The sequence below is a fragment of the Thermostichus sp. MS-CIW-15 genome (assembly GCF_054060575.1).
In genome coordinates, this window is record NZ_JBSSDI010000048.1 from 1 (window position 1) to 14,112 (window position 14,112).

At 60.3% G+C, this 14,112-nt stretch carries 13 protein-coding genes and 1 riboswitch; of the genes, 5 read left to right on the forward strand and 8 right to left on the reverse strand.

The window, feature by feature from the left end; translation table 11 throughout:
• Nucleotides 1-208: 208 nt before the first annotated feature.
• Complete coding sequence (locus tag ACVW0R_RS12715; RefSeq protein WP_011431180.1) at nucleotides 209-1,495, reverse strand: recombinase family protein; 1,287 nt, start codon at nucleotides 1,493-1,495, stop codon at nucleotides 209-211.
• A 126-nt stretch (nucleotides 1,496-1,621) separates the two neighbouring features.
• A complete protein-coding gene (locus ACVW0R_RS12720; RefSeq protein WP_011431178.1) occupies nucleotides 1,622-2,593 on the reverse strand; it encodes a 30S ribosomal protein S1 in 972 nt (323 codons plus the stop codon).
• Nucleotides 2,594-2,793: 200 nt separating this feature from the next.
• On the opposite strand from ACVW0R_RS12720, the gene obgE reads away from it, so the two are divergent.
• The 4 genes from obgE to ACVW0R_RS12740 are packed head-to-tail and all read left to right on the forward strand — an operon-like array spanning nucleotide 2,794 to nucleotide 5,663.
• Nucleotides 2,794-3,951 carry a GTPase ObgE gene (gene obgE / locus ACVW0R_RS12725; RefSeq protein WP_011431177.1) on the forward strand — a complete coding sequence of 386 codons (1,158 nt, stop codon included), beginning with the start codon at nucleotides 2,794-2,796 and terminating at the stop codon, nucleotides 3,949-3,951.
• The gene (locus tag ACVW0R_RS12730; RefSeq protein WP_228375305.1) at nucleotides 3,893-4,261 is read left to right on the forward strand and encodes a hypothetical protein; all 369 of its coding nucleotides are present in this window, start codon (nucleotides 3,893-3,895) and stop codon (nucleotides 4,259-4,261) included. Before obgE ends, ACVW0R_RS12730 begins: the two co-directional genes overlap by 59 nt.
• A 21-nt stretch (nucleotides 4,262-4,282) precedes the next feature.
• The gene (locus tag ACVW0R_RS12735) at nucleotides 4,283-4,990 is read left to right on the forward strand and encodes an L-threonylcarbamoyladenylate synthase (RefSeq protein WP_457502149.1); all 708 of its coding nucleotides are present in this window, start codon (nucleotides 4,283-4,285) and stop codon (nucleotides 4,988-4,990) included.
• Between the two features lie 55 nt (nucleotides 4,991-5,045).
• Nucleotides 5,046-5,663, forward strand: a complete 618-nt coding sequence (locus tag ACVW0R_RS12740) for a PAP/fibrillin family protein (protein WP_457502150.1) — start codon at nucleotides 5,046-5,048, stop codon at nucleotides 5,661-5,663.
• Here the strand turns inward: ACVW0R_RS12740 and ACVW0R_RS12745 are convergent.
• From ACVW0R_RS12745 to trpC, 6 genes are all read right to left on the reverse strand, one after another.
• Nucleotides 5,660-6,553: a hypothetical protein gene (locus ACVW0R_RS12745; protein WP_457502151.1), complete on the reverse strand. Its 894-nt coding sequence runs from the start codon at nucleotides 6,551-6,553 to the stop codon at nucleotides 5,660-5,662. The genes ACVW0R_RS12740 and ACVW0R_RS12745 overlap by 4 nt on opposite strands.
• Nucleotides 6,554-6,664: 111 nt before the next feature.
• The gene (locus tag ACVW0R_RS12750; RefSeq protein WP_457502152.1) at nucleotides 6,665-7,693 is read right to left on the reverse strand and encodes a sirohydrochlorin chelatase; all 1,029 of its coding nucleotides are present in this window, start codon (nucleotides 7,691-7,693) and stop codon (nucleotides 6,665-6,667) included.
• A gap of 30 nt (nucleotides 7,694-7,723) precedes the next feature.
• A riboswitch (cobalamin riboswitch) is annotated at nucleotides 7,724-7,859 on the reverse strand.
• Nucleotides 7,860-7,987: 128 nt separating this feature from the next.
• Nucleotides 7,988-10,303 carry a heavy metal translocating P-type ATPase gene (locus tag ACVW0R_RS12755; protein WP_457502153.1) on the reverse strand — a complete coding sequence of 772 codons (2,316 nt, stop codon included), beginning with the start codon at nucleotides 10,301-10,303 and terminating at the stop codon, nucleotides 7,988-7,990.
• Between the two features lie 110 nt (nucleotides 10,304-10,413).
• The gene (locus ACVW0R_RS12760; protein WP_011431170.1) at nucleotides 10,414-10,608 is read right to left on the reverse strand and encodes a heavy-metal-associated domain-containing protein; all 195 of its coding nucleotides are present in this window, start codon (nucleotides 10,606-10,608) and stop codon (nucleotides 10,414-10,416) included.
• A 64-nt stretch (nucleotides 10,609-10,672) separates the two neighbouring features.
• Complete coding sequence (locus ACVW0R_RS12765; RefSeq protein ID WP_011431169.1) at nucleotides 10,673-10,912, reverse strand: DUF5340 domain-containing protein; 240 nt, start codon at nucleotides 10,910-10,912, stop codon at nucleotides 10,673-10,675.
• A 40-nt stretch (nucleotides 10,913-10,952) separates the two neighbouring features.
• On the reverse strand, nucleotides 10,953-11,873 hold the full coding sequence (trpC, locus tag ACVW0R_RS12770; RefSeq protein ID WP_011431168.1) for an indole-3-glycerol phosphate synthase TrpC: 921 nt from the start codon (nucleotides 11,871-11,873) through the stop codon (nucleotides 10,953-10,955).
• Nucleotides 11,874-12,285: 412 nt separating this feature from the next.
• On the opposite strand from trpC, the gene hmpF reads away from it, so the two are divergent.
• Entirely contained in the window at nucleotides 12,286-14,019 is a 1,734-nt protein-coding gene (hmpF, locus tag ACVW0R_RS12775; protein ID WP_457502154.1) for a pilus motility taxis protein HmpF, read from the forward strand.
• Nucleotides 14,020-14,112: the final 93 nt, after the last annotated feature.

A 14,112-nucleotide genomic window follows, 5' to 3' on the forward strand; every position in this document is an offset into this window, starting at 1 on the left:
TTTTACATACCTAGCCATACCAAGCAGCCATACTGAACATACTGGGCATTATTTTCAGTATAGTCCAGCATATCATTGACTAGAGTCATGCTCCCGTCAACCCGATGGAGACGGCTGGCGGGATCCCTGTTCCCGGTGTGAGGGCGGGTCTCAAGAATTGTCTCAATGTCCAGAGGAGCGGCGGAATCGGCAATTCAAAAGGGATCCCTTAGGGATCGAAGGCAAAGGTCATCTGCACGGCCCCTGTAGAATCCACCTCAACCCTGCGCAGGAATTCCCGCAGGTAGGCGCGGCGCTCACTCTCGCTGAGGTCTTGCCAGAAGGGCGGGATGGAGAGAGTTTGGGCAATCTGGAGGAAGTTGGCGGGGGGGAGCTGTTCCAGCTTTTGGGCCAAGCGGGCCGTTTCCGCCCGCAACTGGTAGCAGCGCTGGGCCAGGGCAGGTTCGTCCATTAGTCCAGATTGCTGCAGCTCCTCCAGTTGTCGCAGCCGCTCGCTGTTGGCTTGGATCTGGGCTTGGAGCTGTTGGCGGGTTTGATCCAGGGCCTGCCGATCCAGGTTTTGGGCCCGCTGGGGGAGCTGTTGGCAGACTTGGCGGATCACCTCCTGCAGAACGGCGGCGTAGTGGAGGCTGTAGCGACAGGTTTGGCAACGCAGGTAGAGGTAGGAGGAGCCGTTCTTCTTGGCCTTGCGAGGGGTGGTTTGCACAATGCGCAGAAGGCTGCCGCAGACGCGGCAATGGACTAGGCCGGCCAAGGCGCGGGGGGCGCTGGCGCTGCGGCGCGGGATCTTTTGGTTGCGTTTGAGCCAGCGATCGATCTGGGCGGCCTCGGCGCGGCTGAGGAGAGCCGGGTGGGTATCGCGCAGAACGGTGCCGTCGGCGTAGGCCAGATCTCCACGATAGACCGGGTTGAGCAGCCAGTTGCGCCCGGTGGCCACCGAAATGCGCTTGTGGTGTTTTTCAGCGATGAAGCGCACCGCCTGGCGCAAGGATCCGTAGAGAAGAAAGTGCTGGAAAAAATCCTGAACAATGGGGGCTTGGCGGCGATCCAGCGCGTAGCGATCCCCTTCGCGGCGGTAGCCAAAGGGGGCAGGCCCAGGGGGAGGCTTGCCCGCTAGACGGTTTTGGGCTTGGCTGCAGCAGAGGCGGCGGCTCTGCAATTGATGGGGGAGCTCGGCCAGCAGCGGGATCCAATCGGCAGCAGCGCTGGGGGTGTGCAGGCCGGACTCGTTGACCAAGCTGAGGCGGAGCCCCGCTTGTTGGATCTGCAATAGCCGTTGGTGGACTTCCTCCACTCGATCCCCCAGATCCGCCAGGCGCACCAGCAGCACCTGCTGCACCGATCCGGCGGCAATGCCCTGCAACAGCTCTTCCAGATGGATGCGGGATCCCCAGTCGTGCCAGATGGGATCGGCCCCGTGTGCTTTCAACCAGGCCAGCTCCTGGTCTGGCCAAGAGGCATGGGCGGGCGTGTAGAGGTAGCCGCAAACGCTCATGGACAAGCAAACTCTCACCGCTGCTGTACCCGCACCCGACACCCCTCTTGGCCAGGGATCCCAGCTAGGCTAAGGGAGAGACAAACCGGCAAGCCTTGGCCGCCGAAGGCTCTCCGCAAGATGGCTTTACTCCACCGCCGCAGCCGCGTATTCCAGCTCCTCTTCCGAAACCTCCAGCGGCGCCTCCTCGACTTGTCCTTGCTTGGCAGCCCGCAGTTGCTCGCGGTACTTGGCCGCCATTTCTTCTGCTTTTTCGTAAACCAGCTTGGGATCTCGCAGCATGTCGCCGGGATTGGGCTCCAGTTGCTTGGTAGACAGCGAGATGCGACCCCGTTCTGCGTCTAGGTCGATGATCATCACCTTCACTTCGTCGTTGACGTTGAAGACGCTGTGAGGCGTGTCGACATGCTCGTGGGAGATCTCGGAAATGTGCAGCAAGCCAGAGACGCCGCCAATGTCGATGAAGGCACCGTAAGGCTTGATGCCGCGCACCGTGCCGACCACTACCTCGCCCACCTCCAGCTTGTTCATCTTCCGCTCCACCAGGGCGCGGCGATGGCTCAACACCAGTCGGTTGCGGTCTTCGTCCACCTCCAAAAACTTCAGGGGCAGCTCTTCGCCCACCAGCTCTTCCTTGGGCTTGCGGCTGCTGATGTGGGAGCCGGGGATAAAGCCGCGCAGTCCCTCAATACGCACCAGGGCGCCTCCGCGGTTGGTGGCAAAAATGGTGGCCCGCACCGTGGCGTCTTCTTTTTGTAGCTGCCGCACCCGCTCCCAGGCCCGCATGTACTCGATGCGGCGGATGGAGAGGGTCAGTTGCCCCTCTTCATTTTCTTCGGTGAGGATAAAAAACTCGCGCGTCTCTCCCGGCTGCAGCACCTCGTGCGGATCCTCTATCCGGCTGATGGACATCTCCTGCAAAGGCAGGAAGGCAGCCGTCTTGGCCCCAATATCGATCAACGCACCGCCCGGCTCCACCGAAAATACCGTGCCAGCTACAATTTCGCCAGGGCTGAAGTGATAGTCGTACTTATCCAAGAGGGCGGCAAAGTCCTCGGTGGTGAAACCTACATCGGCAGCAGCGGTGAATCGACTCATAGGGGTGTAACAGCAGAGCAGTTGATGCGAATTAGCAGTTGAACTTGTAAGGAACAGCTCCCATACTCGCTCACCCTCCCAGGCGGGACAGGCAATGGCTTGGGAAATACTATAGTAGCTTAAGAGGGCAGCTTTTGTGGCAAACTTCCTCGCGATCCTGCCAAGCTAGAGAGAGAGGGCCACAGGTGGGAGAGGGGCGATTGCACTTTATCGACCAGGCGGAAATTGAAGTGCAGGCGGGGAACGGCGGAGATGGCATTGTTGCCTTTCGCCGGGAAAAGTATGTGCCCGCCGGAGGGCCCTCAGGGGGCAATGGAGGACGGGGCGGCTCGGTGATCCTGGTGGCAGATCCCGGCCTGCAGACCTTGTTGGATTTTCGCTTTCAGCCGGTGATCAAGGCAGAACATGGGGCCAAAGGGGGGCCCAACCATCGCAGTGGCGCCAGTGGTGCGGATCGGCTGGTGCGGGTGCCCTGCGGCACAATGGTGTTCGACACAGAGACCGGCGAGCTGCTGGGGGATCTGGTGCAGCCTGGGGATCGGCTGCTGGTGGCTCGGGGCGGGAAAGGCGGCCTGGGCAATGCCCATTTTCTCAGCAACCACAATCGGGCTCCCCGCCAATTTACCAGGGGCCAACCGGGAGAGCGGCGACGCCTGCGCCTGGAGCTAAAGCTCATTGCCGAGGTGGGGATCGTCGGTATGCCCAATGCGGGCAAATCCACCCTGATCTCGGTGGTCTCGTCCGCCCGGCCCAAGATCGCCGATTACCCCTTCACCACCCTGCAGCCCAATTTGGGAGTGGTGCCCCATCCTGCCGGGGATGGGGTGGTGTTTGCCGACATTCCCGGACTGATCGAGGGGGCACACCGAGGGGTGGGGTTGGGCCACGACTTTTTGCGCCATGTGGAGCGCACGCGGGTGTTGATCCACCTGGTGGACGGCACAGCAGCAGATCCCGTCAGGGATTACCAAATCATTCAGCAGGAGCTGCGCGCCTACGGCCACGGGCTAAGCGACAAGCCGCAGATTGTGGTTTTGAACAAGATCGATGCCCTTGAGCCCCAGGAGGTGAGCGAGCGCACCCAGCGGCTGTCAATGGCTGCCGGTGCCCCGGTATCGGCCATCTCGGCGGTTGCCAGGCAGGGGCTGGAGCCCTTGTTGCAGCGGGTGTGGCAGTGCCTGGGCCGGGATCCGGATCTCCATCGACCCGCGGCGGCTAGCAAAATCCAGCCAGTTCGGGGGCAGGAGAATCTTAGAATAGGAGTGCCCCTGCCTTCCCAAAACTCAGAGATGAGCGGCTATGTATATCTCGGCGGAGGATCTGCCCCCCGATTTGCGCCAGATCAAGTTGGCCATTGAGCAGGCGGCCCAGGCGAGGGCGGGAGCTTGTGTGGAGCTGTTGATGCTCCTGCGGTTGTTGGAGGATCTGCACCGCACGATTTTGGAGGGGGCCTTCCGAGAGTCTTTGCCCAACACCCGGCAAGAGCTCTATCGGGTGCTTCAGGATTTGGAGGAAGCAGGCGACTGGCCCTATTTGCCTCGTCTGCATATTCAAGCGCTGATGCAACGGCTAAAAGATTGGCCGCAGGGATCCCTGTCGGTGCCGCCTACCCCTCGTTCTGGGGGAGTTGCGGAAGTGGTGGAAAGCCCTAGCCGCTCCGAGTCTTGAGGTTTTGCTTTTTTCTCCCGAATGGCCGAGTATTTTAAGCTCCATCCACAGCATCCCCAGGCCCGTTCCATCCAACGGATTGCAGCCGCTCTGGGGGAAGGGGCGGTCATGCTTTACCCCACCGATACGGTCTATGCCATTGGCTGCGATGTCACCCACAAGCAGGCGGTGGAGCGGGTAAGGCGTCTCAAGCGGCTTTCCAACGACAAGCCCCTCACCTTTTTGTGCCCTTCGCTTTCCCAAATTGCCCAGTATGCCCAAGTGAGCGATCCCGCCTATCGGCTGATGCGGCGGCTGATCCCGGGCCCGTTTACGTTTTTGCTGCCGGCCACCAAGCTGGTGCCCAAGTTGGTCATGGATCCCAAGCGGAAAACCACCGGCATCCGCGTGCCCGATTCGGCCATCTGTCAGGCGCTGTTGGCCGAGCTGGGCAATCCCATCGTCTCCACCTCGGCCAAGCTGGGCGGGGATCCCGTCGGCTCTTTGGAGGTGGGTTTTGACTCTGCTGGGGATTGGGAAGAGGGGGGAATCTTTACCGCCGAGGAAATGCGACAGTTGGAGAAACAGGTGGATTTGGTGCTGGATGACGAGGCTCCCTATCGGGCCCAGGTCTCGACGGTGATCGATCTCACGGGGCCGGAGCCGCTGCTGGTGCGGGCCGGCTTGGGGTACGAGCAGGTGGCGGATCTAATAAATCTAAATCTGAAGCCGGTGGAAGCGGAGGGTTGAGGGCAGAGGGATCCCGTGTTCTCTAGAATAGGGCCGGTGCCTGTGGAGTGTGCCCATGCCTGAGTCTTTGGCTGAGCAAAAGCTGGCCCTGTTGCGCCTGCTGGAGGGGGCTGACCGAGGCCGGAAGGTTTCCCCTGACCAGAAAGCCCAGATCTTGTCTCACATTGCTGCTTTGGAGGCGCTCAACCCCACCCCCAGGCCAACCTCTGTTCCTGAACAGTTGGAGGGGAACTGGCTTACCCTATTTACCACCAGCACAGACCTGCTGCGGCTGGCCCAGTTGCCCCTTCTGACCACCGGCGAGATCTACCAGTGCATTCGGGCCAAAGCTGGGCGGGTCTTTAACGTGGCGGAGATCCAGGGATCCGGCTGGCTGCAGGCTTGGCTGCCCCGGGGAGTTGTGGCGGTGGCGGCCCGCTTCTACCCAGAGTCGGAATGCCGGGTCAGGGTCATTTTCGAGCGCTTGGTGCTCGGATCCCAGGCCTTGATGAGCTACGAGATCGAGAGTTTTCTCTATCTGCTCGAGCGGGATCCCAAACGGATCCCGGCGGTGCAGATCGACGTTCGCCGCCGCGAGCCAAGGGGTTGGCTGGATATCACCTATTTGGATGAAGACTTGCGGCTGGGTCGGGGCAGCGAGGGGAGTGTATTTGTTCTAAAGCGGGTCGGCTAGTCGGAGGATCCAGAGGACTCCGTTTCCGCCCTTTCGTGAGATGGGTTTTGGGTTAGGGTGGAGCTTATTTCCTGTAGAACTTGCAAGGCGCGGTAGGACTCCCGCAAAGCTTGCAGCTCTTGCTGAGTTTGCTCCAGTTGCCGGGCTTTTTGCTCCTGTAAGAAGCGCAGCCTTTGATTTTCGGACGCCGTGCGACGCAGAACGTGCTTGAGTTTCTGCTTCTGCTGCTGAAGCCGAGTCCGCCTCACCTCCAACTGCTGCAGTTGGATTTCTTGGAGTTCCAGTTCTATTTTCAGAGTGGCGACCTGCATCTGGAGTTGGCGAAGTTTTTGGTTGAGCTCTGGCTCTGGTGTGGGTTTTGCCGACTCAGGGCTTGGGGAAGAAGGTGATGACAATTCTTGTAGGGGCTGCAACTGTTGGGCCTTGGCCTGCGAAGCTTGATCCTGGTGCTGCTCGCCCTGCAGTCTTACTTGAGTGTGTTCGCTTACTTCGGTTTCAGTTTCCGTCTGCTGCTCAGCTTGATCAAGAATTTGTCGATCGCGGATCTGGGTTTGAGGATCCTCGTCAACCGACTGCAAAGGGAGAGAATCCTCCTCGGGTTGCCGAGGGTTGCCGCCATAATCGGCGGGATCAAAGGGAGACACAGCCGCCAACAGCGATTCTCGAAAGTCAGGCCAGGAATGCGACTGCAGACCCATCTGAACCAGCCGCCAAACCCCGTAGGAGGCCCCAATTGCAGCCAGGAGCCCAGGGATCCCAGCCAAGGACAGGGAAACCTTGGGCAGGGTCGGCAGGATCTGATCCAGCAGGCCCACCACCAACGCGAAGACAAAGATCCCGCTCCCCGCGGCAGCGGCACCTGAGACCCAAGAGGAGCGGGAGAACATCATCGTTTCTGTTTTTTCGCTAGCAGAACCACCGGAGCAGGAGAACCAGAGGTCAGGTTCACAGATCGCCTGCCTGCATCTCAGTTTATCCCGCCGGCAGCCTCTGTTTCTCGCTTAGGGCACTTGCCAAGCCCGCTGGTGGTAGCTCTGCAATTCGGCCCAGGGATCCGCTGCTGCTGCGGGGGTATGGCCGTGGTTGTGGTGATGGTGAGAGTGATGGTGATGGGATCCGTGCCCATAGGAGTCATGGTCATGGTGATGAGTATGCCCCGCTCCCAGCTCTGCGCTCACCGCCAGGCGAAACTTGCAGAGGTGGCAGTTCATCAGGGTTTGGCCCTGGAGAGCTTCCTGCTCCAGTTGCTGCAGGCTGTGCAGCACCGCGTCCACAAGGCCCAATTCCGGCAGCATCAGCCAGTCGATCTCGGGGTATTGGCGTCGCCGTTCTTGCACCGCCGCCTCGATTTTTTTCACCAGCACCCCTGTAAAGAGAAAATAGGGCAGCACAACCACCCGGCGCGGCTGCCAAGAGAGGGCCCGCTCCAGACCCACCGGCAGGCGGGGATGGGTGATGCCGATAAAGCAGGTTTCCACGGCAGCAAACCCGGATCCTTCCCAAAGCAGCCGGGCCAGCTTACAGGCTTCGGCATTGGCTTCGGGATCGCTGGAGCCGCGACCGACAAACAGCAACACCGTTTCCGCCCCTGGGATCTGCTGCGGCTGGGCAGCCAGCAGAGTGGCCAATCGCTCCCGCAACAGTTGCAAGATCTCGACCCGGATCCCCAGCGGCCCGCCGTAGTGGATGCGCAACTGCGGGTGGAGGGCCTGCAGACGATCCAGCTCCACCGTCACGTCGAACTTGTTGTGGCGCGCCCCAAAAAGCAGCAGCGGCAGGGCCACGATCTCCTGCCACCCTTGGGCCAAGCATTGTTCCACCCCCTGGGCAATACTGGGCTGGGCTAGCTCCAAAAAGCAGGGGATCACCGGCCGATGGGGGGTGAGGGATTGATAAACTTGGGCCAGCTCCAGAAAGGCTTGCTGCCCTTCAGGGTCACGGGATCCATGGCCGATGAGCAACAGGGGCAAGGCAGGAGAAGAAAACTGCCCAACCGCACGGGGAGGGGAAAAACTGAGGACATCCAACACAAAAAACTCCGTTCCTTGTGAATCGCAAGGGGTACAGGACAACGGCAGGTGGGTGTTCTGGCTGAGGGAGGGATCCCATCACAGTTGCGTCACAGTGGCGGATTTGCACCGCGCTTTCCCCAGTCTGCCTGAGCCTTTTAGGTTAGCTTGCCGCTTGTCGTTCACCAAGCCCCCTGGGGGGGATGTCCTTGTCTGCCAGAAGATAGCCCTGAGGCATGAGCGGTACGGCAGACTCATGCTCAAAGGGCAGCAAAACTGTTGCCGCGCTAATCCCCCTTGCCCCTGGGAGAGGGCCTAACGCCGGCCCGCTGGTCTGGGGGGCTGAAAGTGTCGCAGGCGCAGGGCATTGGCGACCACCGAAACGGAACTCAGGGCCATGGCTGCCCCCGCCAGCATAGGGTTGAGCAACCAGCCTGTAAAGGGATAGAGCGCCCCAGCGGCAATCGGGATCCCCAGCGTATTGTAGATAAAGGCGAAGAAGAGGTTCTGGCGGATGTTGTTGAGGGTGGCCCGACTGAGTTGAATGGCAGTGGCGACTCCCCGCAGATCCCCCGACATGAGGGTAATATCGCTGGCGGCCATCGCCACATCCGTACCCGTACCGATGGCGATCCCCACATCAGCTTCTGCCAGAGCTGGAGCATCGTTAATGCCATCTCCCACCATCGCCACCCGCCGTCGCGGTTGTCTTAGGCTGCGTATGTAAGCTGCCTTCTGATCCGGACGGACTTGGGCAATTACCCGCTGAATGCCTGCTTGCCGAGCAACCGCTTGGGCCGTGGTGGGGTTATCCCCGGTCAGCAGGATCACCTCTAGACCCATCTGTTGCAGCTGTTGCACTGCCTCAGGAGAGGTGGGTTTGAGCGGATCGGCAATGGCCAACAGCCCCACCAGACTCTGGGATTGCGCTACGCCGATCACCGTTTTGCCCTGGCTTTCCCAATTCTGAACCCGCTCTGACCAAGAGGGATCCCAAGGGATCCCCATCTCCTGTAGCCAGCTCAGCCGACCGATGCGGATCCACTGGTCTTCCACCCAGGCTTCTGCCCCACTGCCTATCCTTGCCTGAAAATGCTGGGCAGGAGGGATGGCAATTTTTTCCGCTTCGGCTTTCTGCACCACCGCCTGGGCCAAAGGATGTTCCGAGTGCCGCTCCACTGCCGCTGCCAGGCGCAACACCGTCAGGGGAGAGGAGCCATTAGCCCAAATATCGGTGACAGTGGGACGACCTTCGGTCAGGGTGCCGGTTTTGTCCAAGACCACCGTGCGCAAGTCGTGGGCCAATTCCAGGCTGTCGGCACTTTTCACCAGGATCCCCAATTCCGCCCCTCGTCCCACGGCCACCAGGATCGAGGTGGGGGTCGCCAACCCCAGCGCGCAAGGGCAGGCGATGATCAGCACCCCAATTGTGTTCACCAAGGCCAGTGTCGGGTTATCGGCCAGCACCCACCAGAGCACAAAAGTTAGAACTGCCACCCCAATCACCGCCGGCACAAACCAGGAGGTGACCCGATCCGCCAACTGTTGAATCGGAGCTTTGGATCCCTGAGCTTCCTGCACCAAGCGCACGATCTGGGCCAGAACTGTGTCTTTGCCCACCCGCCGCGCTTCCATCACAAAGCTGCCCGTCTGATTCAGCGTTGCCCCAATCACCTCATCCCCCGCCGATTTGACAACAGGCAGGCTCTCGCCGGTCACCATCGACTCGTCGAGGGTGGAGGATCCCTCTAGGATTACCCCATCCACCGGCACCTTCTCGCCGGGGCGCACCCGGATCCGATCCCCCACCTGCACTTCCCGAATCGGAATATCCTGCTCCACCCCCTGGCGAATTACCCTTGCCGTTTTCGGTTGCAGCCCGATCAGCTTGCGAATGGCCTCAGAGGTTTGCCTTTTGGCCCGTTGCTCCATCCACTTGCCCACCAGAATCAGGGTGGTGACCACCGCCGACACCTCATAATAGACATCCGGGTGCAGTCCTTGCCGGTGAAAATAGTCGGGGAAAACCGTTGGGAAAATGGAATAGAAGAAAGCCGCGCTCGTCCCCAAGGCCACCAGCGTGTTCATATCCGCCGAGCGCCGTTGCCAAGCGGCCCAAGCGCCTCGATAAAAATGCTTGCCCACCCAAAACTGCACCGGCGCCGTCAGCAGCAACTGCAACCCAGGATTGTGCAGCCACATGGGAAAGCCCGGGATGTCCATCCCCAGCATCATCGGCAGGGATCCGATCACCAGCACCGTGCTGATGCCCACCCCTATCGCCACCTTGAGCTTCAGTTCCCGTTCTGCGGCCCGTTGGGCGATCCGCTCTGGATCCGACAGATCGTCCAGCTGCCAATCCTCCTGGATAAGGCGCGCCTGATACCCCGCCTGCTCCACCGCCCGGATCAAGGCTTGCGGATTCACCAGCCGGGGATCCCCTCGCACGATGGCCTGCTCGCTGGCAAAGTTGACCGCTTGTGCCGTAACGCCCCGCACGCGACTGAGGGCCTGTTCAATGACGGCAGTGCAGGAGGCGCAGCTCATGCCCTGGATAGCCAAGCGCCAAGTGCCGCCAGCAGATGAGGCGGACAGGCCGGGGGCAGCGGAATGGGAACCCGAATCAGACATGGCTGTCCTCAGAGCAAAAATTAATAGCAAAAGCCCTCTTTCCCCCAACCAGGGGAAAACCACACCTGTGAACCTTGTCCCGCTACTGCCGACGGGCAAGGGAAAAATCGCTAGGCCGGCGGATAGCCCACTTGGGCGAGCACCTGCCGCCAGACACTTTCCGGCTGCTCAGACGTAATCCGCACCTGCTTGGTCTTGGGATCCGCCTCCACCTGCGCCTGGGGATCCTGTTGCCGCACCGCCTGCGTGATGGTGTCCACACAAGCGGAGCAGGCCAGCTTCGGCACCGTCAAAACAACTTGCATCCTGGGAAACCTCCCCAGCCCAATGCCACCAGCTTGATGCTAAACCTTCCAGTGGGCTGGAAGGTCAAGAGGGTGGCTGAGGCTCCTCTATGTTCCAGCGGTAGTCCACCTGATAGCCCCGCTGTCGCCAGTCCTCTTCCAGTTGCAACTGTTGGGTCAGGGCTTTGCGCAGAGAGTTGATCAGCTCTTGCGTGCGGCCTCGGTTGCCGAAATCCTGCTCTTCGACAGTGGGAAACGTTTGCCGCTCGAGAACCCGCAGCAGAAATTCGTAGTGGACGTGAGCCGGCACAGGAATACGTTTCATCGATCTAGGCCCTTCTTGGGATCCATTGACAATCCTGGGCTTACTGGGATGACAACAGGGAGCGGACGGCTTGGCCGGGATCCGGCTGCGTTACCAGCGCTTCCCCCACCAGCACAGCGCGCACCCCCCAACTGCGCAACTGCTGCAAGTCAGCAGGGGTGTGGATGCCAGACTCGCTGACCACCGGCAGATCGCCGAGGCGCTCCCGATGGGCGACCAAGAGATCCCGCGTCGTGTTCAAGTCCACCGCAAAGGTTTTGAGATCCCGATTGTTGATGCCGATCAGCACCCGTCCTTTGGCCTGTTGCAGGTGCGGCAAGGCCAAAACCCGCTGCAACTCTTGGCAAGTGTGCACCTCCAACAGAGCCGCCATGCCCAGTTGCTGAATGAGCTTGAGAAAATAGCCCAAGTCCGCATCCGAGAGAATGGCGGCAATCAACAGCACCGCATCCGCTCCCAGAGTGCGGGCCCAGAGGATTTGGTAAGGGTAGAGGATGAACTCCTTGCACAAGATGGGGATCCCTACCGCCTGGCGGATCTGGCGCAAGTACTCGCCGCTGCCCTGAAAAAACCGCTCATCCGTGAGCACCGACAGGCAACTGGCTCCCGCCGCCTCGTAGCTTTGGGCAATGGCCACCGGATCAAAGGGATCGCGGAGAACCCCACGGCTGGGGGAAGCTTTTTTCACCTCAGCGATAAGGGAAACGGGGTGAGGGGATTGGGTGAGGGCCGCCACAAAATCCCGCACCGGTGGCGCTTGCTCCAGTTGCTGCTGCAATTGCTTCAGAGGAAGCTGTTCCCGTTGGCGCTCCACCTCCTGCTCTTTGTGCCAGACGATCTCCTCCAAAATGTGGCGTGGCTCGGCCTCTGGAGCCTTTGTCCGGTACACCTGCGAGGCCACCACCACCGGCGGGGCAGGAGAACGCCGACGAACGGCAAGCAGCTCACCTTCCAGCTCCATACCACCCCTGAACAGAACTCTACACCTCACCCTAAACTACTCTAGTGTGCTGCTGTCGGTTTGAATAGCTACTCCGAATATCCCCAAACCGCCTCTGGCAAAGGTGTTTTTTTTACTCTATGGTTGAGTTTAGGGCTGAGCAGCAGCCGATGCCGGTTAGACTGCCAGTTAAGCAGAGAGCCGGCGGAAGCGCTGCTTGAGGCAAGACAAAGGTGCTGCTCAGGACGAGATGGCTCGAGACAGATCCAAGTCAACCCGGGTCAAGCGAGAGGCTTGACGCAGGTTTTCGCGCCCCGGGGTGCCTTGCTCCGGCAGCCGTTTCGTCTCCCCATCTTGCCCAACTGTGGGCAAAGGCTCGGCTGAGGCAGAGTTTGGGATATTGCTGTCCATGCTGTTTTGAAGGAGTTCGGGCGTGCTGTACCTGGCAGAGCTATCCAAGCCGATTGGGTTTGCCAAATCGTCGCTGCAATTGCTAGCCAAGCAGCAGCAGGACAACACCTGGGTGGCCGTGAACGAAGAATCGATTACTCTAGAGGGCCGCATCGCCCAGGAGGCCGGGCGCTTCAAGGATGGGGCCTTGGTGCTGGCAGAAATCACAGGCAGCCGTCAGATTACCCGCATCAACGAAGCCGCTCGCCAACTGGTGACCTACCTACAAAACTTCAGCCAACTTCAGCTCAAAGCCCGCAGCCAAGAGGAAGAGATTGAAAATTGGCGCAAGTCCCTCACCTTTCAGGCGCATGAGCTGACCCGCCGCGAGATGGAGCTGGCAGCCCAAGAAGAGGAGGTGCGGCGGCTGTACGAGCAATACAAGGGCGTGGAGGAAGAGCGCAAGCTTCTAGACAGCCTCAAAGAGGAGTTGGCAGCCCAGCAGGCCTACCTGGCCGAGCAGCAGCGCCTGATCGGAGAACAGCGAGAAGCCCTGAACCGGCAACGGCAGGAACTGGAAGCTCAGTTGCAAGAGGCCCGCTCCAGCCGGCTGAGGGAAGCAGAAGCGGTCCAGCTCCAGATTTTGTTGCAAGAAGTTCAGGAGAGTTTACATTTCTCCGCGAATCCCTTGGCTCTTCTCCAGAGTTTAAAAAGCCAGGTTCAGCAGCAGCAGGATCACTTCAATCAAGAGATTGCCCAACTGGAGCAAGAACGTCAGCAGGCCCACGCTCAACAGGAGGAGCTGGATCGAGACTACCATGCCTGGCGGGAGCGCTGCGCCGCCTGGTGGGGATCCCAACGATCCCTGGAGCAGAGCCAAGCCGAATGGCATGCCCGCCAGGGATCCCTGCGAGCCTATCAGGAGCAACTGCAGAGGATCCTTCAGCAGTTGCAATCCCAAGAGAGCTTGTACCAAAAAGCCTATCGCCTGGTGCAGGAGTACGACTTCATCGTCGATGGCAGCAGCAACGGCGGGTCAGGTGCCTCAGGGTCTGCGATCTCGGTCGAGGAGCTGGCGGCCTTGGTGAGCCAACTGCGCCGAGATTACGAGCAGCGGGCAGCCCAAGTCAGCCAACAGCGGGCCGAGCTGGAGCAAAACCGGCAAACCCTGCGGGAGCTGCAAGAGCGGCTGGCCACCGCCTCTCCGGAGGAGCGGTTCGACATCGAACTGGATATCGACTACGCCCAGTCTGCCTGCAGCGCCCTAGAGGAAGCCCTGCTGCCTCAGGAGAAAAACCTGCAACGGGAATACGAGGAGCTGGCCCGCCAGGAAGCCCGCCTTAGGCAGCTTCAAAATCAGGCTGCCGCCCCAGTTCAGGTCGATATCGGGCCGATCCTGGAGCAGATCGGCAGCCAGAAGCAGGAGCTTCTCCAAGAAAAAAGCCGCCTGCAAACCCTCGTCCACCAACTGGAATCCTCTCTGCCCTTTCAACAAGAGCAACTGGCCCGCCAGCAGCAGGAATTGCAGCAGCAGTGGCAACAGTTGCAGCAAGAGGAGGGATCCCTGCGGGCCCGCACCCAGGCGATGGCAGAAACCTGGGGCCGCCTCAACCATCTGCAGGCCACCCTCTACCCCGAGCGAGATCGCTGGGCGGAGTTAGCGGAACAACTGGCTCAGTTGGAGGCAGAGCTGGCTCAATATCAAGAAAGGGGCTCCACGGCCAGCGCCCATGTCCAGCAGGTGCAATCGCTCCTGGCCGCCCTCACCCAGCGGTAAGGAGCATGACTCTAGTCAATGATATGCTGGACTATACTGAAAATAATGCCCAGTATGTTCAGTATGGCTGCTTGGTATGGCTAGGTATGTAAA

Excerpts from the sequence above, each read along its gene's own strand:
- ACVW0R_RS12715 (WP_011431180.1), bottom strand. The coding sequence starts at position 1,495 with ATGAGCGTTTGCGGCTACCTCTACACGCCCGCCCATGCCTCTTGGCCA.
- ACVW0R_RS12720 (WP_011431178.1), bottom strand. The coding sequence starts at position 2,593 with ATGAGTCGATTCACCGCTGCTGCCGATGTAGGTTTCACCACCGAGGAC.
- ACVW0R_RS12730 (WP_228375305.1), top strand. The coding sequence starts at position 3,893 with ATGTATATCTCGGCGGAGGATCTGCCCCCCGATTTGCGCCAGATCAAG.
- ACVW0R_RS12735 (WP_457502149.1), top strand. The coding sequence starts at position 4,283 with ATGGCCGAGTATTTTAAGCTCCATCCACAGCATCCCCAGGCCCGTTCC.
- ACVW0R_RS12740 (WP_457502150.1), top strand. The coding sequence starts at position 5,046 with ATGCCTGAGTCTTTGGCTGAGCAAAAGCTGGCCCTGTTGCGCCTGCTG.
- ACVW0R_RS12745 (WP_457502151.1), bottom strand. The coding sequence starts at position 6,553 with ATGATGTTCTCCCGCTCCTCTTGGGTCTCAGGTGCCGCTGCCGCGGGG.
- ACVW0R_RS12755 (WP_457502153.1), bottom strand. The coding sequence starts at position 10,303 with ATGTCTGATTCGGGTTCCCATTCCGCTGCCCCCGGCCTGTCCGCCTCA.
- ACVW0R_RS12760 (WP_011431170.1), bottom strand. The coding sequence starts at position 10,608 with ATGCAAGTTGTTTTGACGGTGCCGAAGCTGGCCTGCTCCGCTTGTGTG.
- ACVW0R_RS12765 (WP_011431169.1), bottom strand. The coding sequence starts at position 10,912 with ATGAAACGTATTCCTGTGCCGGCTCACGTCCACTACGAATTTCTGCTG.
- trpC (WP_011431168.1), bottom strand. The coding sequence starts at position 11,873 with ATGGAGCTGGAAGGTGAGCTGCTTGCCGTTCGTCGGCGTTCTCCTGCC.